We start from the raw sequence: 24,807 nt of genomic DNA, 5'->3' as shown, positions 1-24,807 counted from the left end.
CTTCGAAATTCCGTGAAGAGATAGGAAGGTCGATAAGTTCAGGAGCTTAGAAGACAACACTGGTGTTTACGACAAAAGGCAAGAAAACACTAGCTTCCTCGGAGTCGATGACCTTGGCACGTTACACATAGATATATCACGGCAACTCGGGAGAACCTTTACGGTCTTTCCAACAAATTAGCAGGAAGGTAATGGTGAACAAGCGATAATAAAGTGAGGTAGCCAGAAGCCTAAAGGTAGTCGGATGGTGGCATAGTACCAATGAAGTCGGGTAACGCTGATGGAGGAAAGGCCACCACTTATCAATGCCCTTCAAGGGGACACATCAACCACACACGGAGGTGGAGAATGAATGGAAACTGAACTGCGAAGGATAGCAGAATTAGCGAAAGAAAATAAGGATATGGTCTTTACATCTTTAGCACATCTTCTCAATGAAGAAAATCTGAAACAATGCCATAAGGAACTTCCAAATAAAAAGGCTACAGGTATCAATGAGGTAACCAAAGGAGAATATGGAGCCAATTTGGACGATAATATCAAAGACTTAGTATTGCGCATGAAAGGGAAGAAGTATCGACCAGTGCCGGTAAGAAGAACGTATATTGACAAACCCGGTACAAAGAAGAAAAGACCCTTAGGTATCCCGGAACATGAAGATAAAATCGTTCAAAGAGGTATGGCCAAGATATTAAACGCTATTTACGAGAATGACTTTCTCGACAGCTCCTTTGGATTTCGTCCGAAAAGAAACTGTCATGATGCGTTAAAGACGCTAAACGTGTATATTGAAAAGCGATATACCAGTTATGTAGTAGATGTAGACATCAAAGGCTTCTTTGACAATGTAGACCATAAATGGATGATGACCTTTCTGGAGCACCGTATTAATGACCCAAGCTTCCTTCGAATTATTGGTCGCTTTCTAAAAGGCGGCTATATGGAGGAAGGAAAGTATTATCGGACAGAGGGAGGCACTCCGCAAGGTGGCATCATTTCGCCAATTCTTGGGAATATATACCTGCATTACGTTCTTGATTTATGGTTTGAGAAGAAGATACGCAAAGAAAGCAGAGGCCAGTCATACATGGTTCGATATGCGGATGATTTCGTATGTTGCTTTCAACACAAAAGCGATGCAGAAGCCTTTTACCACAAGCTTAGAAAACGGTTAAACAAATTCCGCCTAGAGATGGCGGAAGAGAAGACTACTATTATTCCGTTTGGCCGTTTCGCTGAAGAGGACTGTAAGCGTAAAAAGAAAGGGAAGCCACCTACCTTTGATTTTCTGGGTTTCACGCACTACTGCAGCAGAAGCCGGAACGGAAGGTTCCGAGTGAAGCGTAAAAGCAGCAGCAAGAAAGTGAAAGCAAAACTTAAAAGGCACAAGGAGTGGCTTCAGAAGCATCGAACGATGGATATCCGATTAATTATGGAGCGACTCAATTTAGCGCTCCAAGGCTATTACAACTACTATTGTGTCACGGATAATATATATGAAGTAAGGTACTTTTACGACAAAGTGAAACAACTTTTATTCAAGTGGATGAATCGACGAAGCCAGAAGAAATCATTCAGTTGGGAGAAGTTTCAACGGTTCGTACAAAAGTATCCGCTTGTCCGTCCGGAAATTAGAGTAAATATATATAGCCTGCGAAATCACATTAGCTATATTCTGTGAAGGTTGATAGGAGGAGCCGTGTGCGGTAATACCGCTCGCACGGTTCTGGGAGGAGTAGAGGAATTCAGTCAGAAGTTATAGAACTGAATTCCCGCTTACTCGACTGGGAAAGCGCAAAAGCTCTTCGGTGGGGCGAGTAAGCGCAGTCCCAGTGGGAAGACCCCGCAGAAAAAAGTGATCTTCTTTTTTCGAGGAGGCTGAGCTCAAGCCCACGGAAAGCGCAGTATTTTTCCGTAGCGGTCGGCTTAACCTGACAACATTGCTGCGTTTACTCGTCCCGCCAAAGAGCTTTTGTAAGACGGATAATGAATAAAATGTCATTTTTATCATTGTTTTCAAATAAATAAATATCATTGGGGGGATGATATTTATAAGAACCGTTTACAATCCTTTCTTGCTCGTATATAATAACTATGAGAACGTTACCTATAAAGGAGGGGGAAGACATGGACCGCATGTTTCGTGTTCTTGCCTTTTGGACAGGTATTTTTACAGTAATGTTTTATGTAGGTGACATGCTGAATACTGCACTATTATTCCTGGTTCAAACGGCGTTTTTCCTTACACTGAGTTACTTAAAGCTGTCTGAACGTATGTACATGTACTTATTCGGTGCATATTGTACGGTATTTATTGTGGGATATACCTGGTATTCAGAGTTTATCCTGGTACCTGGATTTGGACATTAAAAAACAGCGGAAAAAAGACCATCTGTATGTCAAACAGGCGGTCTTTTTTCATCGATACAATATTTTTCTTTATGCAGGGAAAAAAGGATTATTTTTCTTTTCATAGTCGATGGTTGTTGCAGGACCATGGCCGGGGAGAACGGTTAAATCTGCCGGCAGATGATAAAGTTTTTCCCTTATGGACTTTTCCAAGATATCTATATCTCCCTCGATTAAGTCTGTTCTGCCAATGCCCTGTTGAAATAATACGTCTCCAGAGACAGCAAAATTATCTTCAGAAAAAACGAAACTGATACTTCCTGGAGAGTGTCCGGGTGTGTGTAACGTTTCTATTGAAAAGCTTCCGATATGCAGCGTTCCTTCTGTCAATTCTGTATCCGCCTCCTGAGCAGCAATCGTCTGTCCTGTCAGTTTAATCGATCCATTTAATGCAGGTTCTCCTAACCAGTTCCATTCGGCTTTATGAAGATAGACTGGTGCATTCGTGAATTCTCGTACACGGTCTAGCCCTCCTATATGATCAAAATGCGCATGTGTCAGCAGGATGGCCTTCACATGTAAATGATTGCTTTTGATAGCTTCGATGATTTTTTCGGGTTCTCCGCCGGGATCAATGACCAAAGCTTCTTTTTCTTCTTTTTTGTAAACGATATAACAATTTGCCTGAACCAGTCCTACTGGCATTGCGATGATTTCCATATTCTTCTCTCCATTCTTTTATAATAACTCGACAAACGCTTGGAAATACTATAAAATATAAATAGTTTAACGATAATTACATAGTATTAAATACTGACATTTTACACAAGATTCTTTACCTTGAAAAGGAGGAGTTTTTCGGATGGGCCATATTGTATTAGGTATTTTATTTTTAGCAGTTGCATTATTAGCGGTTGTATCCATCGTTCGCCAGTTGAAGTATAAAAATATACTGGCGCTATTATTCTCTGGTCTGGCTGCTGTTGTGTTTGGTTTCTTTTCTATTGCAACGATTATTTCAGAAATTGTTGGATAAAAAAACGTGTTTCAGTTAATGAAGAATCCGGATATATTTGAATTCTTTTACCAGAATTCAGATAAGTCCGGATTTTCTTTGTTTCAAGCATAAAAAAGTATAACGTTTTGTAATGTTGTGAGATTAAGCCGACCGCTACGGAAAAACACCAGTCTTTCCGTGGGTCCCTAACTCACTCCTCCAGTTGCCGTTGCGTTAAATAAAAAATTCCTCCATTGATTACTTGAAAAGAAATTGTTGGTTTAAACCGTTTCTCCAAAGCTTCTAATTCTTCCACATATCTTGGATGGTCAGGTTCATCTTCATAAAAATGCTTTAATGTTGCTTTTTCTGTTTCCAATTGCTCTATAGAAGCAGCAGCCCAAGCATTATCCTGGTTTTGAACATGCTGTAATAAAACATTCTGAATACGGAGAAAACCGCTTTTAGGCTGGATCATCGGTGTCAGTGTATAACAATAATCTGAGATGGTTCTATCAAGAGGAATATCCTCCAGAAAATCCATCATGTTTAAGGTCATATGTCCGTGGAGTAACTGCAAGCCAATAGAAAATATTTCGTCTTTATGTTGTGCGCCACGGTAACTGATTTTTATATTTGCAACAAGCCAAGGATACAAGGGTGTATTGTCTGAAGTGCGAACTTGTTCAAACAACCTTGTATAGCGTTCTTTTTCCGTCAGTTTATTCATAATTTGATGAAGTCTCGGACTGCCAAAATGAATCCATTCTCCGGGTTCATTTGTTTTTTCTTTGTCTGTAATCAATCGAAGTGCTTGAGGTTCTCCTTCCCGTCCTATTTTTTTGATGTAATGCCAATAGAAGGGGCGATTCATTAATTCCTTATCCATTTTCTCAGTCAGCTGAATATGGATTTGCCCTTCATCTTTAGAAAGAATGGTACAATGTTTTGTTTCAAAGTAGTCGGTAAGAAATGCTGATAAATCAATTTGCTGTTCCATCTCTATACTGCTCCTCATTTTGTATTTCCGTATTTGCCTGTTCCATCACAGATGCCAGATTGTCGAGTTTAATCCGGACTTCTCCCGCTGAAGTGGATTCCTGATAAATCGATTCGATTTCTTTTTCCATGCTGTCCACTTTTAACTCTGCTAAAATAGCGTCTAAGTTACCAATCACATTTTCAAACAGATTTATTTTTTCATAAAGCATGGATAACACATGCTCCTCAATCGTCTGTTTCGTGACAATATTATAGATGTGCACATCTGATTCCTGACCATAACGATGAATACGGCCGATTCGCTGTTCCAAACGCATTGGATTCCAAGGTAAATCATAATTAATCAGGTGATGGCAAAATTGCAGGTTAATTCCTTCCCCGCCAGCTTCTGTAGCAATCAGTACCTGCGCATGATTTTTAAATAATTGTTTCATCCAATCTTTTTTACCCCTTTTAAATCCGCCGCGAAAAGGCACGGAGGAGATCCCATGCTGCTGCAGGTACCATTGCAAATAATACTGGGTGGCACGATATTCCGTAAAAACAATCACTTTTTCTCCATCCAGGGATTTAATCAGATTGGTTAACGCCTCCGCTTTTGGATGATGCTCCAACTGTTCAATATTTCCGATGGCTTCTTGTATAGCTGTATGATTTTCATGATCGCCTAATTTTATCAGTGACGTAAAACAGGCTTCTCTGGAAGAGCAGAATTCACGTAAATAAGTGATTTTAGCAAATGATGCCATTCCAAAAGACAACTCCATTAATTGCTGGTAAACCTTCTGGTAACTGTCAGGCAGCGATGTCCAGATCGTCTCGATGTTTCTTTTGGAATGGTTTAAAGTTGTATCTTTTCTTGTGTTACGAACCATCACTTGCTGAACAAGTTTCTTCAGATAAGGATCCCGCTCCATTTTTTGGCGATCCTTTCCGTATTTCTCTGTGAAACTTTTATAATTACCTAAATGTCCAGGTTTTAAAAGGCTGACCAGATTAAATAATTCTAACAGCTTATTCTGGACAGGCGTAGCTGTTAATAAAAGACAATACTTTTTCTTTAATTCCTGTACAAATTGGTAGTTTTTTGTCTGCTCATTTTTTAATTTATGTGCTTCATCCACCAGAATAAAATCATAATCTAACTCTAAGATCGCCTCCCGATGCGGAGAACGTTTGGCTGAATCAATAGAAGATATAATAATGGCATTATCTTCCCAGCTGTAATTTTTTCGATAAGCAATAGCAGGGATTAAAAATTTCTCATTTAATTCTTTTTCCCATTGATTAACGAGAGAAGCAGGAACAAGTATGAGTGCTTTCTTCACCAGTCCTCTTACCATATATTCTTTTAAAACCAGGCCTGCTTCAATTGTCTTTCCAAGCCCTACTTCATCCGCTAAAATGGCACGTCCATGCATCGTTTCAATTGCTTGTTCCGCAGCTTGTAATTGGTGGTCTAAAATATCCAAATGAGGCAGGTATTCCAATGCTTGCAATCCTCTGAAAGAGGGCCGTTTGGTTACATTTGCCGCCTGGTATGCCATACGAAAAAGCTCCCAATTTGTTAAGTCATTTTCATCACGAAAAGCTGATTCTAAATCATTTATAAATTGATTATCTTGTTGAACTTGAATAGAATCCATATATTTGATTCACATCCTTGCAGTTTAAATATGGTTTTCGATTACTTTTTTGAAGAGATATGATATACTTTTGTCAAATAGATTTTCCTGCTAACATATATATAGAATGACAGGTTATACATCCTTTAGTATAACCAACATGCATATATTCAATCAGCGGATGAATACAAGGGGAGAGCTTACAGTCTATGTAACGCCGAAGGAGCAAGTTAAGAGCGAATCTCTCAGGCAAAAAGACTCTTGTAGGACGCTACTCTGGAGAGCGTTTATAAGTTTGTAACACTTATGAACCACCCACGAAGCAAGTATCCCTGTCTACGGGCTGTAACATACCCTGCGATTTGGCGGATACGCAACTTTCTGGTTTGCGGACAGAGACTTCTTTGAGGAGGAGTCTCTATTTTTGTGCGAAAAATCAATGACTTTGTTTTACCAGCAGATTTTAATCAACTTTAAAAAGGAGAGAATCCGATGGGGGTATTAAAACGTACGCCAATTTTTCCAGCTTATGAAAGGGTTGCCAAGACCATTGATTTCGGCGGATGGGATTTACCGGTTCAGTTTTCAAGTATTAAAGAGGAGCATGAAGCCGTTCGGACAAAAGCCGGGTTGTTTGATGTGTCGCATATGGGGGAGATTTTGGTAAGTGGACCAGGAAGCGGGCATTTTCTACAGACAGTATGCACAAATGATATTACCAAGCTTGTACCAAATAAGGCACAGTATACGATGATGTGCTATGAAAATGGCGGGACAGTCGATGATTTCATTGTCTATATGCTTGCGGAAAATGAATACTTGCTTGTTGTTAATGCAGCGAATACAGAAAAAGACTTTGCGTGGCTGCAGGAGAAAAATAAGTTTACTGCAAATGTCGTCATAGAAAATATTTCGGAAAATTTAGCACAATTAGCGTTGCAAGGACCAAAAGCGGAGCAGATTTTACAAAAAGTTGTAAAGGAACCACTTGATGATATCTCTTTCTTCCGTTTTAAAAAGGATGTGGTGGTGGAAGGGATAGATGGGAAAGCCTTCATTTCCAGAACAGGCTATACAGGGGAAGATGGTTTTGAAATTTATCTGGATTCAGAAAATGGCGAACGTTTATGGAATCTTTTATTAGAAACAGGAAAAGAGGAAGGAATACAGCCTGTCGGCTTAGGAGCAAGAGATACACTCCGGTTTGAAGCAGGGCTTGCTTTGTATGGGCAAGAGCTCTCACCTGATATTTCGCCATTGGAAGCTGGTTTAGGTTTTGCTGTAAAGCTGAATAAGGGTACCGATTTTATTGGGAAAGAAGCACTTGAACAACAAGCAAATCATGGGGCAGCGAGGCAGCTTGTTGGCATCGAGATGATAGATAAAGGCATTCCGAGACATGGTTATGCTGTGTATCAGGATGATAAAGAAATTGGATTTGTTACTTCCGGCACACAATCACCGACTCAACACAAAAATATTGGATTCGTGCTGGTTCAATCTGCATTCACAGAGATTGGAACAGAGATGGAAATTCAGGTCCGTAAACGCCGCTTAAGAGCAAAAGTAGTCAAGACACCATTCTATCAGCGTAACAAATAAGGGGGAGAAAAGATGGAGTTTCGTTATTTGCCGATGACAAGGGAAGATAAACAAGACATGTTGGACGTCATAGGAATAAAGGATACAGAGGCGTTATTTGCTGACATTCCGACCAGTGTCCGTTTGCAGAAAGAATTAGACTTAAAAGCACCAGTGAATGAATACGCGTTGACCAAGGAGTTAACAGCTTTAGCAAACAAAAATACGTCAACCAAAGATACCGTATCTTTTCTTGGAGCGGGTGTGTATGACCATTACATCCCTTCTATTGTTGACCATGTCATTTCGAAATCAGAGTTCTATACGGCTTATACACCTTATCAGCCGGAAATTTCGCAGGGAGAGTTACAGGCTATCTTTGAATTTCAGACCATGATTTCTGAACTGACGGCTCTGCCAATCGCCAACTCCTCCATGTATGACGGGGGGACGGCTTTAGCAGAAGCGGTTAATTTAAGTGCAGCCCAGACGAAACGAAAGAAAGTACTGGTGTCAGAAGCTGTCCATCCGGAATACCAGCAAGTCATTCATACGTATGCGAAAGGACAGGAAGTTGACATTATCCCGATCTCATTAAAGAATGGAAAAACAGATCTTACCCATCTTGAAAAGCTGTTAGATGAGGAAATAGCTGGTGTTGTGGTTCAATATCCAAACTTTTTAGGTCAGATTGAGCCAATGGAATCGATTCAGCAGTTATTAGAAAATCAGGAGAAAACGATGCTGATTGTATCCAGCAACCCGCTTGCACTCGGCTACTTGACTCCGCCGGGAGAATTTGGTGCAGACATTGTAACCGGTGACACACAAGTGTTTGGCATTCCCGCTCAATTTGGCGGACCGCATTGTGGATATTTCGCAACCAGTAAAAAATTAATGCGCAAAGTTCCGGGACGTCTGGTTGGTCAAACAAAAGATGAAAATGGCGCAAGAGGTTATGTGTTGACTTTGCAAGCAAGAGAACAGCATATTCGTCGTGATAAAGCAACGTCAAATATTTGTTCCAATCAGGCATTAAATGCGTTAGCCAGCTCCGTTGCGATGAGTTCAATCGGGAAGCATGGGATACGAAAAATGTCTGAAATGAACATGCAGAAAGCACGTTATGCGAAAAAGAAATTAAAAGAGAAGGGTATTGCTATTGTGTATGAAGGTTCTTTCTTTAATGAATTTGTCATCCAGCTGGATCAAGATATTGCAAAAGTAAATACTGCTTTGCTTGAAAAAGGAATCCTTGGCGGTTTTGATTTAGGAAAGGTTGATCCTTCCTATCAAGGTCAAATGCTTGTAGCTGTGACAGAGATTCGTACCAAACAAGAAATCGATCAACTTGCTGAAGAATTGGGGGATATATATGCCTGATAACCATTTTCCATTATTATTTGAGCGCAGTAAAGAGGGAAGAACGAGCTACAGCTTACCGGAATTAGAAATAGAAGCCTTTGATCTACAAGAAGAATTAGAGGATAGTTATATTCGTAAGGAAGCACCAAAGCTTCCGGAAGTAAGTGAATTGGATATTATTCGTCACTATACGGGGCTTGCATCCCGCAATTATGGCGTGGATTCGGGATTTTACCCGCTTGGTTCCTGTACGATGAAGTATAATCCGAAAATCAATGAAGACATTGCGCGTCTGGAAGGGTTCAGCCATATTCATCCCTACCAGGATCCCAATACTGTACAGGGCGCTTTGCAAATGCTCTATGATCTGCAGGAGTCGCTAAAAGAAATTACAGGCATGCATGAGGTTTCTTTACAATCATCAGCGGGTGCGCAGGGAGAATGGACTGCATTAATGATGATTCGTGCCTTTCACGAAGCAAATGGGGATAATCATCGTACGAAAGTCATTGTACCGGATTCTGCGCATGGAACCAATCCGGCATCGGCAGCAGTAGCCGGATTTGAAGCAGTGACTGTAAAATCGAATAAAGAAGGGCTTGTCGATCTGGATGATTTACGGCGTGTTACTGGAGATGATACTGCCGCATTAATGCTTACCAACCCGAATACCTTAGGGTTATTTGAAAAAGATATTTTAGAAATGGCCGAAATTATTCATGGAGCCGGAGGGAAGCTTTATTATGATGGTGCCAATTTAAATGCCATAATGGGCTATGTAAGACCCGGAGATATGGGATTTGATGCGGTGCATTTAAATCTTCATAAAACATTCACAGGTCCACATGGCGGCGGAGGCCCGGGCTCAGGTCCAGTCGGAGTAAGTGAAGAATTGGCCGTTTATTTACCAAAGCCGTTGATTATAAAAGAAAATGATACGTTTTCCTTTGACGATGACAGGCCGCAATCGATCGGCCGGATAAAACCATTCTACGGTAATTTTGGTATTAACTTACGTGCGTATACGTATATTCGGACAATGGGGGCAGAAGGATTGAAAAAGGTTAGTGAATATGCTGTGCTCAACGCGAACTATATGATGCGCAAATTGGAAAAAGCATTTCAGCTGCCTTATCCGCAACATTGTAAGCATGAATTTGTGCTATCAGGGAGTATTCAGAAAAAATTGGGTGTTCGGACACTAGATATGGCAAAAAGACTATTGGATTTTGATATTCATCCGCCAACCATTTATTTTCCGTTGAATGTGGAAGAGGGGATGATGATTGAGCCTACAGAAACAGAGTCCAAAGAAACGCTTGATTCCTTTATTGACAGCATGACCCATATCGCAAAAGAAGTAGAAGAAGAGCCGGAAATCGTCCAAGAGGCGCCGCATCATACGATTGTAAAGCGGATGGACGAAGCAACAGCAGCACGTAAACCCGTTCTTCGGTATGAAGAAGCATCTTATAACAAATGAATCCATAATAAAAGCTGACTCAGATAATATCTCTGAATCAGCTTTTTTATTTGAAAGCATCTCGTGGCGCAATCATTTATTTTTTTGTTTTAATTTTTCCGGTCCACTTTTTAAATCCGCCTTTAAGCTGATAAATGTCACTATATCCTTTTTTATGCAATAGCTGGGCAGCTCTGGCAGAACGGCTGCTGTTTTGGCAATACAGGTATATAGGCTTGTCCTTCCGCATTTCAACAAGTCTTTGTTTCATTTGCGTAACCGGTATATTGCGTGCTCCCAGAATATGGCCTTTATCAAATTCCTGGGGCTCGCGAACATCAATTAACTGTGCTTTACGGTAACCTTCTATAAATTGGTCTTCTGTCAGTACATGTAAATAAGTGCGTTGTCTATAGAAGCGAAAAATAGTAATCGCAAGTAAAACAACTAGAGCAATGAGTAAAATCGTCATTTTATTTCCCCCGTCTATCTTTATATTCTACACCTTTATTATATGGGTAGTGATTTTATTTTTCAAAGTTTTTATTTGGCAAGCGGATAGTTATCATAAAAAAACAATCAAAGCGATGTTTCTTTGCTGTTTTTAAGGGAATTAAAAAGGTAACAGCTTTTAAAAAAACACTTGCTTTTCTGATAATTAACTAGATATTGTGTCAGAATAATGAAATGAGCACTATATATTGTTTTGTGATAAAGAGATATGATAAACTGATAAGTAATCAACCGTAAGACGAGGAGCGATAACATTGACAACCCATTTAGAATCATTAAGACAGGTTCATATTGATGCGCTTAATGAGGATATAAAAAAATTCGAAGCTGTCCATCCAATTACAGAAGAAATGCATATCACGCATCAAGGTGTGTCCCGATTAGTTATGCTGGATCGGTATGCATTTAAAGATACAGAGAAAAAAACATTAAAAAAAGGTGATTTTGTCGTTCTGACTGTCAAAGCAGATCCGAAATTTCCAGCACGCGGTCTAGGTTTTATTATAGATATAAATTGGGAAGATAACAAGGCTGAAGTAGCTGTTGAATCGGGTTATGTAGGAGTCTTAGATAAAGAAGAAGAAAGAGAGAAGGGAATAATTACGCGCTCTCTTGATGTGATTGAAAAGCCTCTGGAAATTTATTATGAACAAATTGCCAAAAGAAATGCGACAGGGCTTTCCGAAGTAGAGGAAACAGAAGAAAGAAAAGCCAGATCATTTGATGCGTTCTATAATCAATTGGCATCGATGAACTTTATTCCGGCAGGGCGTGTACTTTATGGAGCAGGTGCTGAAACAGATGTAACATATTTTAATTGTTATGTGATGCCGCTTGTAAAAGATTCCCGCGAAGGAATATCGGATCATCGCAAACAAGTTATGGAAATTATGTCACGAGGCGGCGGAGTAGGTACAAACGGTTCTACCTTGAGACCGCGTAATACCTTAGCCAGAGGAGTTAACGGGAAATCTTCCGGCAGTGTTTCCTGGCTGGATGATATTGCTAAACTGACAAATCTGGTTGAACAGGGCGGTTCCAGACGCGGTGCGCAAATGATTATGCTCGTTGATTCGCACCCGGATATAGTTGAATTTATCATTTCTAAAATGCAAAATCCGCGGATTTTGCGCTATTTAATCGAAAATACAGAAGACGAACAAATAAAACAGCTGGCAAATGAAAAGCTAAAATTTACTCCGCTGACAGAGACGGAATTTGATTTATATCAGGGAATTGTCAATTATAAAGCAATACCTGGTCAAGGCGGATTTACAGATGCTGCCATGAAACAGGCGACGGATAAACTGCGTGATGGAGGAACTTATTCCGTTCATAATCCGGAATTTCTAGCAGGCGCTAATATCTCCGTTTGTATTACAAAAGAATTTATGGAAGCAGTGGAAACAGACGATTATTATGAACTGCGCTTTCCAGATGTGGAAAATTATACAGCAGAAGAAATGAAAGCTTATAATGAACAGTGGCATGAAGTAGGGGATGTCCGTAAGTGGGAAGAAATGGGCTATGGCGTTCGTGTATACAGGAAAGTAAAAGCGAAAGAGTTGTGGAACTTAATCAATATTTGCGCAACGTATTCTGCAGAACCAGGCATTTTCTTTATTGATAATGCGAATGATATGACCAATGCAAAAGCGTATGGTCAGCAGGTTGTTGCAACAAATCCTTGCGGAGAACAACCGCTTGCACCATTTTCTGTTTGTAATTTAGCTGCTGTTAACCTTGCTGAAATGGCAGATAAAAAAACCAAATCGGTAAATGTAGAAAAATTAAAAGATACGGTAGAGACTGGTGTACGGATGCAAGATAATGTGATCGATGCAACCCCGTATTTCTTAGCTGAAAATAGAAAGCAGGCTTTAGGCGAAAGACGTGTCGGTTTAGGTGTGATGGGACTGCATGATTTATTAATTTATTGCGATACAGCTTACGGCTCAGAAGCAGGGAATAAGCTTGTGGATCAAGTATTTGAAATCATTGCAACAACAGCCTATCGCACATCTATTGAGTTAGCGAAAGAAAAAGGAAGTTTCCCGTTTTTAGTTGGTGAAACAGAAGAAGAAACAAAAACGTTACGTGAACGTTTCATACAAACAGGTTATATGCAAAAAATGCCGGCTGATATCCAGGAAGGCGTGTTGGAATACGGCATTCGCAACTCGCACTTGCTTACTGTTGCTCCAACCGGAAGTACAGGTACGATGGTTGGTGTAAGTACAGGCCTTGAACCGTACTTCTCGTTCTCTTATTACAGAAGCGGACGATTGGGCAAATTTATTGAAGTAAAAGCAGATATTGTTGAGGAATATTTCAATGAGCACCCAGAAGCAGTAGGTAAAGATTTACCGGATTGGTTTGTGACTGCAATGGATCTGAGCCCTGAAGCACATGCTGATACACAATGTGTCATTCAGCGCTGGGTTGACAGTTCCATTTCGAAAACAGTAAATGCGCCAAAGGGATATACGGTCGATCAAGTAGAAAGCGTATATCGCCGTCTCTATAATGGCGGTGCAAAAGGCGGTACTGTTTATGTGGATGGAAGCAGAGATTCCCAAGTCCTGACCTTAAAAGCAGAAGACAATCAAACTGGGGAGCAGACAGAATTATTCCCGGAAGAGAAAGAAGATAAAAAGGTTGTGCTTATGGATACGATTCAGGAATTAGATAAAACGAATGTAACGATTGGTTCCGAGGTAGGAGATACGTGTCCGGTCTGCCGAGAAGGAAGCGTGGAAGATATCGGCGGTTGCAATACGTGCACTAGCTGTGGGGCACAATTAAAATGTGGATTGTAAAATAACAAAAATAAAACAACGGAGAAAAATGCAAAATCTATATTATACGACAGCCTGATACCGTTATTGCACGGTGTCAGGCTGCTTTCTTTCTGGCAATATTCCATCGGCCTCACTTGATATACTACCCCGGATTTAAAAGCCGTCTTCCGAATGTATATCAAGTGAGGCCATTTTTGGGCTTATTCAATGAAAGGGTCATTACGATACCAAAAATAATCACTTGAGTTTTATAGAAAAATACGCTATGATTAGGGTAGAAAAAAAGTTTCCTTTGATAAAAAAAATTAACGTACTTATTGAAGGAGTGGTTACGCTCTCTTGTGGCAACCATAGAAAGGAGCTTTTTATGCCAACACCTAGCATGGAAGATTATATTGAAATTATTTATAATTTAATTGAAGCAAAAGGATATGCCAGAGTTTCCTCCATCGCAGAGGCGTTAGAAGTGCATCCTTCTTCCGTCACAAAGATGGTGCAGAAATTGGACAAGGATAATTATTTAGACTACGAAAAATACCGTGGATTTGTATTGACGTCTAAAGGCAAAAAAATCGGAGAGCGGCTCGTTTTCAGACACGAACTGCTGGAAGATTTTCTGGGATTAATCGGCGTCGATGAAGAACATATATATGATGATGTAGAAGGAATTGAGCATCATCTCAGCTGGAATTCGATTGACAGGATTGCAGATGTTGTTGCCTATTTTAAAGAAGATGAGCAGCGGAGAAATGATTTACAAAAAACAAGTGAAGCAAATAAAGCCTAACCAGTTGTTCGAGGAATGACTGGTTTTTCTATTTGGTATACGAATGATGGCACTTGTTACAGCGGCATACACTATTGGTATTTGCATCTCCCCTTTGAATATTCGCACGTTCCATCCCTTGGCTTTTGGAATCATAAACCGGGAAGCATAATAAACAAGCCAATAAGCGTATAAATCAATAAGCACCTATACAGGATGGAGCGATGTCATGAAAATTGATGCTGTATTCTCAGGCGGGGGAGTGAAAGGATTTGCTTATGTCGGCGTATTGGAGTCTTGGCAGGAGAAAAATCTGCAAGTAGAGCGTGCTGCAGGTACTTCCGCAGGAGCGATTATAGCAGGGCTTTTAGCTGCGGGTTATCATTATAAAGATATTAAACAAATGATGAAAACACTGGATGTTGAGAAATTAGCTGATCCTCCTCTATTATCAAAGGTATTGCCGGTAACAAAATGGTTATTTCTCTACTTTCAATTAGGCTTATACAAAGGGGTGCAACTGGAGGAGTGGCTTCGAGATGTTCTGGCCCGACAAGGGGTCTATCAATTTGGTGATTTGAAATCTGGTGCATTGAAAGTGGTGGTCAGTGATTTATCACTTGGTAAATTAGTTGTGATTCCAGATGATTTAGAACGTGTTTATGGATTACATCCGGATACGTTTTCTGTAGCTGCGGCTATTCGTATGAGTGCCGGTTTTCCATATTTTTTTATGCCGAAAAGGATACAAGGCAGGAAAAAAGAAAAAAGCGTGATGGTGGATGGCGGTTTATTGAGTAATTTTCCGTTATGGGTTTTTACCGAGGATACAAAAAAGCAGCCCCGTCCCATTATCGGCGTGAAGTTAACAGACCCTTCTGCCTCGTTGGAACCCCGTAAAATTCAAAATGCTCTCCAAATGTTCCCGGCTCTTTTTGCGACAATGAAGCAGGCGCATGACAATCGATATATATCAAAACAGCAAGCGGATCATATTATCTTTGTATCTGCTCCGGAACAAAATTCCATGAATTTTAATATAACCGAGGAAAATAGGGAAAAGCTGCGGATAATAGGGAAAGAATCGAGTGAGAAATTCTTGCGTACATGGAGCGGGTAGAGGTTATTTTCACAAGTTGATAAAACGCCATACTTTCGTACGAGGAAGCACATTTAATTGTTGATGTACAATATGGATTAGGATAAAAAAATAAACAAAGCAAAAAGGAGCTTAACATTAAGCTCCTGTAACGCCATCTTCTATCCATTTTTAAGAAGAAACACGATTCTTCTTCTTCGCTTTATTACCTTCGATGACACGTAAATGACTTGCTTTTTTAGGATTTCTTTTCTTTTGATTTGCTTTCTGATAGCCGGACCCAGTTGATTTGACAGTCTGTTGATGACCATACTTGGATTTAGATTGTTTCACTGCTTGCTTATATTTTTTCATATTATCCCGCTGTCTTCCGGAAGGCTGCCGCCTGCGTATGAGAAAGAAATAAACCAATCCAAAGATAGCTGCCCCTATTCCGATAGAAATCAATAGTCTTGATAGAAATGCGGCTGTATTTCCAAATAGTTGGGATACCAAACCGAAAGCCGCAAAAGCGATAATGACATAAACGAAAATAGATACTGCTTTATTTCTCAATTGAAATCCTCCTTCCTCACGCATGATTTATGCTTATATTTTATCACATCGTGCTTGCACAGTCCTGTCAAGGAACTTCATTTCCTTGCGCTGATGTGCCGTGTACTGAAATACTGAAATGATCCATCCTGCTGCAAAACATTTGAGCAGGTGAAGAAGTTGTTACTTACTGTGAAAGTTTCCTTCTCTATTACTTATTTATTCCCTCTTTTATAAAAAATATTCCCATAGTAAGGCAGAAATATGATTTTATCACAGTGTTATTAGCAAAAGAAGACTCGCTTGCAAGATTAAAGGAAACACTAAATTTCAAAGTGGAAGTTTTACAGCCAGCAATACGCCGATTTGTTCAGGGCAATCGGATGTATGGCACAAAGGTGTTGCGATAATATGGATGAGCATCGTAACACCTAAGAATATCATATATGTAGTCTTTGTTTCTTAGGTAATAAGATTCCTTGTTGAATAAAATTTCACTTTGTCATACCAGATTCCATATTTGGTCATACTAAAGAGTGGAGGTGGTTGACAGTGAGACGTATGTCAAAGAAACAACAAATAAACGATAATGAAGAATCTGTGTTAGTAAAAGCAATGTATACGGGATTTATAGGAGGAGTGACATTCAGCTTGCTTGCAAGTGCGATGTATTATTTTAATTTTTTGGAGGTGCAGCCAAAAAATTACCTGTTAACTTCCTGGGTATCTGACGCGTGGACGGATACATGGTTAGGTATTTTTTTTACAACGGTTTTGGCAGGTGTCGTTTCTTTACTGATTGCATTTCTCTATTATTTAGTTTTTAGAAAGATCAAGCATATGTGGGCAGGGATATTATATGGTCTTATTTTATGGGCTCTGTTGTTTCTTTTATTCCGCCCTATATTCCATGATGTTATTACAATCTCGGAATGGTCCATGAATACATGGGTGACAACGATATGTTTATTTATTTTATACGGTACATTTGTTGGCTATTCCATATCCTATGACTATATGGACGCCCAGAAAACGGAAGAGGTTATAAAAAATAGTTAGCGTTCTCCCGGGATTATTCAAATGGAACTATATATGATAAAATGACATATGAAACTTGAGATTTTGGAGAGGATGAAGCGTTTTGACGAAAATGGACCGTTTACGTGAAAAGTTAGAAGAAAACAAAGTGGATGCGATATTGATTGATAGTCCCTATAACAGACGCTATATTACGAATTTTACTGGTACGTCCGGAGCGGCATTAATTACTGCAGACAAAGCTTTATTTATTACAGATTTCCGTTACACAGAACAAGCAGCTGAACAAGCTGACAACTTTGAAATCATAGAACATAAACAAGGATTGGTCCAGGAAATTGCGAACCAACTCGACAAACTGGGCTTGAAAAGACTGGCTTTTGAGAAAGATTATACAACGTATAGTCAATTCGAGTCGTATCAGCGCCAATTTTCCCAAGAACTGATTCCTGTACAAGGAATCCTGGAAACATTACGTATGATTAAAACACCGGATGAATTGAGAATGATGAAACAAGCTGCAAAAATCGCTGATGATGCTTTTACGCATATTCAATCTTTTATCGAACCCGGCGTACCGGAAATCGATATTTCCAATGAATTAGAATTTTTTATGCGCAGACAGGGAGCGACCTCCTCAAGTTTTGACACCATTGTAGCTTCAGGTTACCGGTCTGCATTGCCGCATGGCGTTGCATCTACGAAAAAGATTCAGGAAGGCGAACTGGTGACAATGGATTACGGTGCATTATATGAAGGGTATTGTTCCGATATCACAAGAACGCTGGCTGTTGGAGAAATTTCTGTAGAATTACATGAAATTTATGATATAGTATTAGAGGCGAACCTTCGAGGTGTACAAGGCACGAAAGCCGGAATGACAGGCAAAGAGGCAGATGCTTTAACCAGGGATTATATTACTGAAAAAGGGTTTGGGGAACGTTTTGGCCATTCCACAGGCCATGCTGTAGGTATGGAAGTACATGAAGGTCCCGGATTATCTCCTCGATCAGATGCGGTGTTAGAACCAGGTATGGTAGTAACCGTAGAGCCGGGAATTTATGTTCCGGGATTAGGTGGATGCCGTATTGAGGACGATATTGTCATTACAGAAGAGGGGAATGAGCGGCTGACATACGCTCCAAAAGAATTGATACAATTATAAAATAAAGGGTACAGGAGGAAAAATATGATTTCAGTAAACGATTTTAAAACAGGTTTAACCATTGAAGTAGACAATGATATTTGGCAAGTGGTTGAATTTCAGCATGTAAAACCGGGAAAAGGGGCGGCATTTGTCCGTTCAAAGCTTCGTAATTTACGTAACGGAAACATTCAGGAAAAAACATTCCGTGCAGGCGAAAAAGTAGGCAAAGCGCATATTGAAAATAATAAGATGCAATATTTATACGCATCAGGCGACAGACATGCGTTTATGAATACTTTGACGTACGAACAGCTTGAAATTCCTGAGGAACAAATAAAAGATAAGTTGAAATTTATTAAAGAAAATATGGAAGTTTCCGTAATCAGCTATGAAAGCGAAATTATCGGAGTGGAACTTCCAAACAACGTGGAACTGACCGTAACCGAAACAGAACCTGGAATAAAAGGGGACACAGCAAGCGGCGGTTCCAAGCCTGCTACAATGGAAACGGGTCTTATTGTACAAGTTCCTTTCTTCGTAAATGAAGGAGACGTTCTTGTTATTAATACTTCAGATGGAAAATACGTTTCCAGAGCATCAAATTAAATCGGTATAAGCGGTCTGCTAATGAAAGCAGGCTGCTTTTTTTATGTCCAAAAAACGATCCATAAAGCAGGTTATCTGTTTTTTTATTTTTCTACCTCTGGTCCATTCCAATCCTCTTCATAAACAAATAACTCCAGGGCATAATTTCATTTCAAAATCATATATTTTTAAGAGAATGTTCAAAGTGCCTTCAGCATTTTCGATGGGACGAGTCATCGTAGTACCGTACTTAACCCTATCATCACGGCATTCCTCTTGTAGCAAATTTCTTTTAAGTTGGAGCCTTTGTAAACATACAATCTAAGGAAAATAAGCTGATTTGTATTTTTTCAAAAAGCGGGGTTTTATCATGAATGAGATTTTGCGGCTTTTCCCACCAGCCTTTCAAGACAGAATAAAACATTTCGTAGGTCAGCGCTGGCCGCAACTCCAGGAAATCCGGGTGCGTATGCATCAAAAAATAGAATTTATTTTCGACGCCTCTATCTGTTGGCTGGATGGACCGTTGCCGGATAAGAAAGAAGCTGTTTATATCCTGAATCAGCTGAGTGAATATTCTCTATACCGGATGGAAGAAGAATTGCGTAATGGTTTTATAACAATTGAAGGTGGTCATCGTGTTGGTATCGCAGGAGGAATTATCACATCAGGGCAAAAAGTAAAAGCGATTCAACCGGTATCCTTTTTTAATATTCGTATTGCCAAACAGAAAAAAGGATGTGCAGATGCATTGATGCCTTATATCTATGACGGCGCATATCATCACACCATGATTCTTGGTGCTCCGCAATCCGGAAAAACAACTGTGATTCGGGATATTTGCAGACAAATAGCCAGTTTTTCTGATATCAACCGTTCTAAAAAAGTAACCATTGTAGATGAGCGTTCTGAAATTGCGGCTTCTATCCGCGGTGTTCCGCAACATGATATCGGAATGCGCACAGATGTATTGGATGCTTGTCCGAAAGCAGAAGGAATGATGATGGCGATTCGCACATTATCTCCTGATATCCTGATAGTTGATGAGATTGGCACGGAAAGGGATGTAGAGGCCATCATTGAAGCATCTCAGGCAGGCGTGCAGGTTATTTGCACGTTACATGCAAATGATATGGCAGATTTATATCGTCGGCCGACCATACAAAAAATTGTACAGGAATCGATTTTTGAGCGTTTTTTACTTTTGGGGCGCGGGAGCAGAATCGGCAAACTGATTTGTGCTTATGATAGAGACGGGAAGCAAATAAACCCCAAGCAAAGAGGTGGTGACATTGAAGTGGATTGGCGTGCTGCTTTTAATTAGTATGTCCACAGCACTTGGATGGGAATGGGGAAAAGCATTAAAACAGCGTCCCAAGCATATTCAATTACTATTACAATCGCTTCAGATTTTGGAGGCGGAGATGGTGTATAGTCAGGTTCCATTACAAGAAGCGTTTTATGTTATCTCGGATAAACTGCGGGGACCAGTTGCTGCATTTTATCAAGAACTAGCTGGCGAGCTTGAAAATAAAGAAAAAGATTTTAACGACATTTGGAAAGCAAGCGCCCGTCGATTAGTTGGACAATCCTCTCTGCAAAAAAGTGAGCTGGAGATATTACTTCAGTTTGGGAGAACGCTGGGCCAGCATGATATTGAACAGCAGCAAAAACACTTAAAATTAACCAATATCTATTTAGAGGAGCAATGGAAAAATGCCACGGAACGTTTTCAGACGTATGGAAAATTGTCAAATGTGCTGGGTCTATTATGCGGTATCTTTTTAGCGCTTTTGTTTATTTGAATATTCTTTGAAAGAAATTTGTAGCAAAAGGGAAGGAGCAGGGACATGTTTGTGGACGCATTAATTCTGTTTCAGATTGCCGGCATAGGCATTATTGTTGCACTGATCCATACGATTCTAAAACAAATGGGGAAGGAAGAAATTGCGCAGTTTGCTACATTAATTGGTTTTATACTTGTTCTTCTCATCGTGGTGAACGGGCTCTCTGATTTATTTCAGCAAATTAGATCTGTATTTCTATTTTAAGGAGATTGGCTATGGATATTCTCCAGATTACAATTTTAGGTGTATTAGCAAGTATATTATATATCCTTTTAAAAGAAGTTCATGGTCCGATTGCTTTTTTAATCGTTCTTATTACAGGCATTGCTATCTTTTTTTCCATCATTCAACAAGTCCAATTAATATTTGAAACAATTCAAAAACTTGGAGACCAGGCAAATGTACAAGGACTTTATTTGACAACGATTTTAAAAATTATCGGAATTTCTTATATTGCTGAAATCGGGGCACATCTGACCAAGGACGCCGGACTGAATTCCGTATCAAAATACATTGAATTAGCAGGAAAAATATTTATTTTACTGCTGGCTGTCCCTATTATCACAGCAGTAATTGAAGCAATTATCGGTTTTATCCCGAACGTTTAATGGCGAAAGAAAATAAGAGAAATAAAAACAGACACATTCTAATATCGCCAGGAAAGGGAGTATCCAGATTGCCTAAAGGACTCGCCAAATTACTCCGGATGCTTTGTATGTTTATTATTGTTCTGATTGTTATGCATGGAAATAAAACAGTTGTTCAAGCGGAGGATACCCCGATAACGACAGAGGAAGAAGAGACACTTCAAGATTCTTTATTAGATGAGATTTCGCTGGATGAAATTCAATCCTACTGGGATCAGCTTGTCATGGAATATGGAGATAATTTACCGGATTTACAAAAAATCAGTATTTATGAATGGATAAAAAATGGAGACAGCTTCTCTATCCAGGATATCCTGATGCATTTTTTACGCTATCTCCTGCATGAGCTGATTATTAATGGAAAACTGTTAGGGACGCTTTTAATGCTGACCTTATTCGCCGTAGTGCTGCAATCGCTTCAATCTGCTTTTGAACAGACAACGGTCAGCAAAGTTGCTTATTTTGTTGTTTTTCTCGTCTTATTGTTTATTGTTCTGAATAGTTTTTATTTAGCAACCTCTTATACAAAAGATGCGATTGATACGATGCAAAATTTTATGATTGCGCTCCTGCCTCTGGTACTGGGGATGATGGCGAGTTTTGGAAATGTCATTTCTGTTTCTTTTTTTCATCCGGTTATTATATTCTTCATTCATTTCAGCGGCGTTTTTATTTCCGCTTTTGTGTTACCTTTATTATTTTTATCAGCCATGCTGATTATTATCAGCAGTTTAAACAGTCATTATAAAGTAACACACTTAGCAAATTTATTTCGAAATGTTGCGGTAGGCAGTTTGGGTGTTTTTTTGACCATTTTTTTGGGAGTTATTTCTGTCCAGGGTACGGCGACTGCCATTCAGGATGGCGTCGCAATGAAAACAGCAAAATTTGTAACTGGAAACTTTATACCCGTTTTGGGACGGACATTTACGGATGCTGCAGATACGATTCTCAGCGCATCCCTTATCCTAAAAAATGCAGTCGGCATGATTGGTCTCTTTATTATTTTATTTATTGTTGCTTTTCCTGCTTTAAAAGTCGGCGTTATCGCGATTATTTATAAGCTGGCTGCAGCGATATTACAGCCACTCGGCGGAGGACCGATTGTGCAATGTTTAAATACAGTGAGTACGTATATTTTATTTATTTTAGCTTGTCTATTAGCTGTATCCCTGATGTTTTTTCTCGGGATTGTCATTATTGTTGCAGCAAGTAATCTAACCGTCTTATTACGATAGGGGTTGATGAGTATCGGGGTATTTACAGACTGGGTGACACAAATTATTTTATTTATCATTCTGGCATCTGTCATTGATTTGCTTGTTCCGGCAAATCATCTGCAAAAATATGTGCGGCTGGCAATCAGTTTAATCTTAATTTTGATTCTGCTTCAACCTGTTTTTTACCTGTTTAATACCGATATAAACGCTGCTATATCAAGCTCTATGAACAAAATAGAGAATCAGCTTCAAGGCCAGCCATCGATAGAAAATCAAATTGATTTAGAAAAAAAAGAAATAGAAAGTGGACAAGATGCATATATTTTAGAACAAATGGCAAATGAATTGGAAAACATAGCAGAAGATCCGTTGAAGGAAGAATTTGATGCGGAGATTGCCTCTATTGATTTCCAATTCTCTGTAACGGACTCCGTTTCATATGAGGAGCTGACAGAGGTCATTGTTTATATAACAGAATCAGAACCAGGGGAAGGAGCGATGAATACGGTTGAAGATGTGGTTATTGAATGGGGCAATGAGGAGGAAACGCATGCAGAAGAGCCATTACAAGAGATGGAGGCCCGTTTAAGAGAACTTTGGGAAATTGAGGATAAAGAAATCAAGGTCTATTGGGAAGGAGAGGGATTTTGAAAAATAAACTGACTCACTTTTTAAAACAGACCACAGACAAGGAACATGCTTCGGGGAAAGAGCAAAAACAACCATCAAAAAAAATAGGTTTTATCGTCATTTTAGGGTTGGTGGGAATTCTGTTTATGATTATCAGTAATGTTTTAAAGCCGGAAGAGGAGACGCAGCCCGTTCCTTATGACGATTCACAGATAGAAACATCAGAAGAAGCAGCTGCAGAAACGATAGAAGGGGAAATAGAAGAGCTGGAGGATACATTGGGCGAAGAGCTTTCCAGTATGTTGAATCAGATGGACGGTGTTTCAGACACAGAGGTCATGATTCACCTGGATGCAACCAGTGAACAGGTGTATGAAAAAAATAAAACAACGGGACAACAGACAACAGATGAGACCGATCGAAACGGAGGCTCCAGAACAGTCGAAGATCAAACCGATGATCATCAGGTCGTACTTTACCGTCAGGGAGAGCAAGAAACACCTTTACTTGTACAGTCAAAGCAGCCGGAAGTTCGGGGCGTATTCATTGTTGCAGGGGGGATGGAAAGTCAATCGATGAAAAGCCAGGTTATTGAAGCAGTATCCAGAGTGTTAGACGTCCCTTCACATAAAATATCAGTGATGCCTAAAAATTAAGGAGGTAAAATGTATGTTAAAAAAACAAACAGTATGGTTACTCACAATGTTAAGTTTGATGGTTGTTTTAAGTGTCTATTACATTTTTTCAGCAAACGGGAATGATTTAGCTTTTGTAGATGATGGGCAGGAAGCAAGCTCGGAAGATGTAGTACCTGCAACGCAATCAGATGAAGGGGTAGAAGTAGATAATATCGAAAATGTAGATAGTGATGAATTGTTTACAACCATTCGTATGGAAATTCAAGACGAACGCAGCCGGAAGAAAAGCCAGCTTACAGATGTAGTGGCTTCAGCAAATGCCTCACCAACTGAAAAGGATGAAGCATTGCAGGAAATTGACAGTTTAGAGGAATTAGCCAGCAAAGAAAACATTCTCCAAGAGCAGCTTTTAGGTGCAACAGAATATGAAGACGTTCTTGTTCGGACGGATGGCGATAAAGTTCATATTCATGTAAAAACAGAGGAATTACCGGTAACAGAAGCTGCAAATATTATGCAAATGGCTCGTGATGAATTTGGAACGGACATAAAAGCGGAAGTTAATTTCCAACCAACCACAGGAGCGGAGGAACCAACAGAAGCTGAGGAAACCACGGAAGAAACAGTGGAGGATACAGAAGGAACAGAGGATGAAGCAGAAGGTACAGAAGAAACAGAAGAAGAAGCGGAAGAAACAGAGGAAGAAACTACGGAAACACAAGAATAAACAACAAGCCGGCAGCCTTATGAAGTTGCTGGCTTTACTTATGTAAAAAAAGTCCAGGCGGACATAAACAGGCAAGAACTGTTATACTATAGATATCAAGATTAAGGGAAGCATTTTATCAAATTCAATGATAGAATAATTTGCAGCCGTGTTTTTTTCTGCTATATTCATTCCAGTATCTTGTTTATACCGATATGATTTACAGTATACTTGAAGTTTTTGTGCGTTTTATCG

The 24,807-nt window shown here is 39.7% G+C and carries 25 protein-coding genes and 1 riboswitch; of the genes, 20 read left to right on the top strand and 5 right to left on the bottom strand.

The genetic code is table 11. From position 1 onward, the window contains the following. Positions 1-352 precede the first annotated feature (352 nt). Positions 353-1,681, top strand: coding sequence for a group II intron reverse transcriptase/maturase (ltrA, locus tag B7E05_RS12955; RefSeq protein WP_080874597.1), 1,329 nt, complete (start codon positions 353-355; stop codon positions 1,679-1,681). Positions 1,682-2,127: 446 nt separating this feature from the next. Further along, positions 2,128-2,370 carry a DUF2626 domain-containing protein gene (locus B7E05_RS12950; protein ID WP_040985302.1) on the top strand — a complete coding sequence of 81 codons (243 nt, stop codon included), beginning with the start codon at positions 2,128-2,130 and terminating at the stop codon, positions 2,368-2,370. Between the two features lie 69 nt (positions 2,371-2,439). Here the strand turns inward: B7E05_RS12950 and B7E05_RS12945 are convergent, their stop codons facing one another. After that, positions 2,440-3,069, bottom strand: a complete 630-nt coding sequence (locus tag B7E05_RS12945) for an MBL fold metallo-hydrolase (RefSeq protein WP_080874596.1) — start codon at positions 3,067-3,069, stop codon at positions 2,440-2,442. A gap of 142 nt (positions 3,070-3,211) precedes the next feature. Between B7E05_RS12945 and B7E05_RS12940 the strand changes: the two genes are divergently transcribed. Next, on the top strand, positions 3,212-3,385 hold the full coding sequence (locus tag B7E05_RS12940; protein WP_080874595.1) for a DUF2759 family protein: 174 nt from the start codon (positions 3,212-3,214) through the stop codon (positions 3,383-3,385). Between the two features lie 172 nt (positions 3,386-3,557). On the opposite strand, the gene B7E05_RS12935 is transcribed toward B7E05_RS12940, so the two are convergent. After that, on the bottom strand, positions 3,558-4,346 hold the full coding sequence (locus B7E05_RS12935) for a YqhG family protein (RefSeq protein WP_080874594.1): 789 nt from the start codon (positions 4,344-4,346) through the stop codon (positions 3,558-3,560). Continuing rightward, positions 4,330-5,994, bottom strand: coding sequence for a DEAD/DEAH box helicase (locus tag B7E05_RS12930; RefSeq protein WP_080874593.1), 1,665 nt, complete (start codon positions 5,992-5,994; stop codon positions 4,330-4,332). The genes B7E05_RS12935 and B7E05_RS12930 overlap by 17 nt, the downstream gene beginning before the upstream one ends. A 160-nt stretch (positions 5,995-6,154) precedes the next feature. Next, positions 6,155-6,244, top strand: a riboswitch (glycine riboswitch). Positions 6,245-6,465: 221 nt separating this feature from the next. Between B7E05_RS12930 and gcvT the strand changes: the two genes are divergently transcribed. The 3 genes from gcvT to gcvPB are packed head-to-tail and all read left to right on the top strand — an operon-like array spanning position 6,466 to position 10,402. Continuing rightward, positions 6,466-7,575: a glycine cleavage system aminomethyltransferase GcvT gene (gcvT, locus tag B7E05_RS12925; RefSeq protein WP_080874592.1), complete on the top strand. Its 1,110-nt coding sequence runs from the start codon at positions 6,466-6,468 to the stop codon at positions 7,573-7,575. Between the two features lie 12 nt (positions 7,576-7,587). Then, positions 7,588-8,937: an aminomethyl-transferring glycine dehydrogenase subunit GcvPA gene (gcvPA, locus tag B7E05_RS12920; protein ID WP_080874591.1), complete on the top strand. Its 1,350-nt coding sequence runs from the start codon at positions 7,588-7,590 to the stop codon at positions 8,935-8,937. Then, complete coding sequence (gene gcvPB / locus B7E05_RS12915; protein ID WP_080874590.1) at positions 8,930-10,402, top strand: aminomethyl-transferring glycine dehydrogenase subunit GcvPB; 1,473 nt, start codon at positions 8,930-8,932, stop codon at positions 10,400-10,402. The genes gcvPA and gcvPB overlap by 8 nt, the downstream gene beginning before the upstream one ends. 76 nt (positions 10,403-10,478) lie before the next feature. Here gcvPB and B7E05_RS12910 read toward each other — a convergent pair whose 3' ends face one another. Continuing rightward, a complete protein-coding gene (locus tag B7E05_RS12910; RefSeq protein ID WP_080874589.1) occupies positions 10,479-10,853 on the bottom strand; it encodes a rhodanese-like domain-containing protein in 375 nt (124 codons plus the stop codon). A 295-nt stretch (positions 10,854-11,148) separates the two neighbouring features. Here B7E05_RS12910 and B7E05_RS12905 point away from each other — a divergent pair, with 295 nt between their 5' ends. The 3 genes from B7E05_RS12905 to B7E05_RS12895 all read left to right on the top strand — a co-directional run bounded on the left by B7E05_RS12905 (position 11,149) and on the right by B7E05_RS12895 (position 15,581). Further along, complete coding sequence (locus B7E05_RS12905) at positions 11,149-13,713, top strand: vitamin B12-dependent ribonucleotide reductase (RefSeq protein ID WP_080874588.1); 2,565 nt, start codon at positions 11,149-11,151, stop codon at positions 13,711-13,713. Between the two features lie 349 nt (positions 13,714-14,062). Continuing rightward, entirely contained in the window at positions 14,063-14,482 is a 420-nt protein-coding gene (gene mntR / locus B7E05_RS12900) for a transcriptional regulator MntR (protein ID WP_080874587.1), read from the top strand. Between the two features lie 208 nt (positions 14,483-14,690). After that, positions 14,691-15,581, top strand: a complete 891-nt coding sequence (locus B7E05_RS12895; protein ID WP_080874586.1) for a patatin-like phospholipase family protein — start codon at positions 14,691-14,693, stop codon at positions 15,579-15,581. A gap of 150 nt (positions 15,582-15,731) precedes the next feature. Here B7E05_RS12895 and B7E05_RS12890 read toward each other — a convergent pair whose 3' ends face one another. Beyond that, the gene (locus B7E05_RS12890; RefSeq protein ID WP_080874585.1) at positions 15,732-16,115 is read right to left on the bottom strand and encodes an SA1362 family protein; all 384 of its coding nucleotides are present in this window, start codon (positions 16,113-16,115) and stop codon (positions 15,732-15,734) included. A gap of 540 nt (positions 16,116-16,655) precedes the next feature. Between B7E05_RS12890 and B7E05_RS12885 the strand changes: the two genes are divergently transcribed. From B7E05_RS12885 to B7E05_RS12835, 11 genes are all read left to right on the top strand, one after another. Continuing rightward, on the top strand, positions 16,656-17,153 hold the full coding sequence (locus B7E05_RS12885; RefSeq protein WP_080876304.1) for a YqhR family membrane protein: 498 nt from the start codon (positions 16,656-16,658) through the stop codon (positions 17,151-17,153). Between the two features lie 82 nt (positions 17,154-17,235). Continuing rightward, the gene (locus B7E05_RS12880) at positions 17,236-18,297 is read left to right on the top strand and encodes a M24 family metallopeptidase (protein WP_080874584.1); all 1,062 of its coding nucleotides are present in this window, start codon (positions 17,236-17,238) and stop codon (positions 18,295-18,297) included. 24 nt (positions 18,298-18,321) lie between these two features. Beyond that, on the top strand, positions 18,322-18,885 hold the full coding sequence (gene efp, locus B7E05_RS12875; RefSeq protein WP_080874583.1) for an elongation factor P: 564 nt from the start codon (positions 18,322-18,324) through the stop codon (positions 18,883-18,885). A gap of 349 nt (positions 18,886-19,234) precedes the next feature. Further along, positions 19,235-20,188 (top strand): stage III sporulation protein AA, encoded by a 954-nt coding sequence (spoIIIAA, locus tag B7E05_RS12870; protein WP_080874582.1) that lies wholly within the window; start codon positions 19,235-19,237, stop codon positions 20,186-20,188. Continuing rightward, positions 20,157-20,669: a stage III sporulation protein SpoIIIAB gene (spoIIIAB, locus tag B7E05_RS12865; protein WP_080874581.1), complete on the top strand. Its 513-nt coding sequence runs from the start codon at positions 20,157-20,159 to the stop codon at positions 20,667-20,669. Before spoIIIAA ends, spoIIIAB begins: the two co-directional genes overlap by 32 nt. 45 nt (positions 20,670-20,714) lie before the next feature. Continuing rightward, positions 20,715-20,915 carry a stage III sporulation protein AC gene (gene spoIIIAC, locus B7E05_RS12860; RefSeq protein ID WP_042534715.1) on the top strand — a complete coding sequence of 67 codons (201 nt, stop codon included), beginning with the start codon at positions 20,715-20,717 and terminating at the stop codon, positions 20,913-20,915. Between the two features lie 11 nt (positions 20,916-20,926). After that, complete coding sequence (gene spoIIIAD / locus B7E05_RS12855; RefSeq protein ID WP_080874580.1) at positions 20,927-21,319, top strand: stage III sporulation protein AD; 393 nt, start codon at positions 20,927-20,929, stop codon at positions 21,317-21,319. Positions 21,320-21,387: 68 nt separating this feature from the next. Then, positions 21,388-22,596, top strand: a complete 1,209-nt coding sequence (gene spoIIIAE / locus B7E05_RS12850) for a stage III sporulation protein AE (RefSeq protein WP_342744997.1) — start codon at positions 21,388-21,390, stop codon at positions 22,594-22,596. A 6-nt stretch (positions 22,597-22,602) separates the two neighbouring features. Further along, entirely contained in the window at positions 22,603-23,229 is a 627-nt protein-coding gene (gene spoIIIAF / locus B7E05_RS12845) for a stage III sporulation protein AF (protein WP_245833087.1), read from the top strand. Continuing rightward, positions 23,226-23,864 (top strand): stage III sporulation protein AG, encoded by a 639-nt coding sequence (gene spoIIIAG / locus B7E05_RS12840; RefSeq protein ID WP_080874579.1) that lies wholly within the window; start codon positions 23,226-23,228, stop codon positions 23,862-23,864. The genes spoIIIAF and spoIIIAG overlap by 4 nt, the downstream gene beginning before the upstream one ends. Positions 23,865-23,877: 13 nt before the next feature. Further along, positions 23,878-24,573 (top strand): SpoIIIAH-like family protein, encoded by a 696-nt coding sequence (locus tag B7E05_RS12835; RefSeq protein WP_080874578.1) that lies wholly within the window; start codon positions 23,878-23,880, stop codon positions 24,571-24,573. The last annotated feature ends 234 nt before the right edge of the window (positions 24,574-24,807 follow it).

The organism is Oceanobacillus timonensis (assembly GCF_900166635.1).
Lineage (GTDB): Bacteria > Bacillota > Bacilli > Bacillales > Amphibacillaceae > Oceanobacillus > Oceanobacillus timonensis.
Note: the sequence above shows the minus strand (reverse complement) of the source record. Positions and strands in the feature narration are given on the sequence as shown.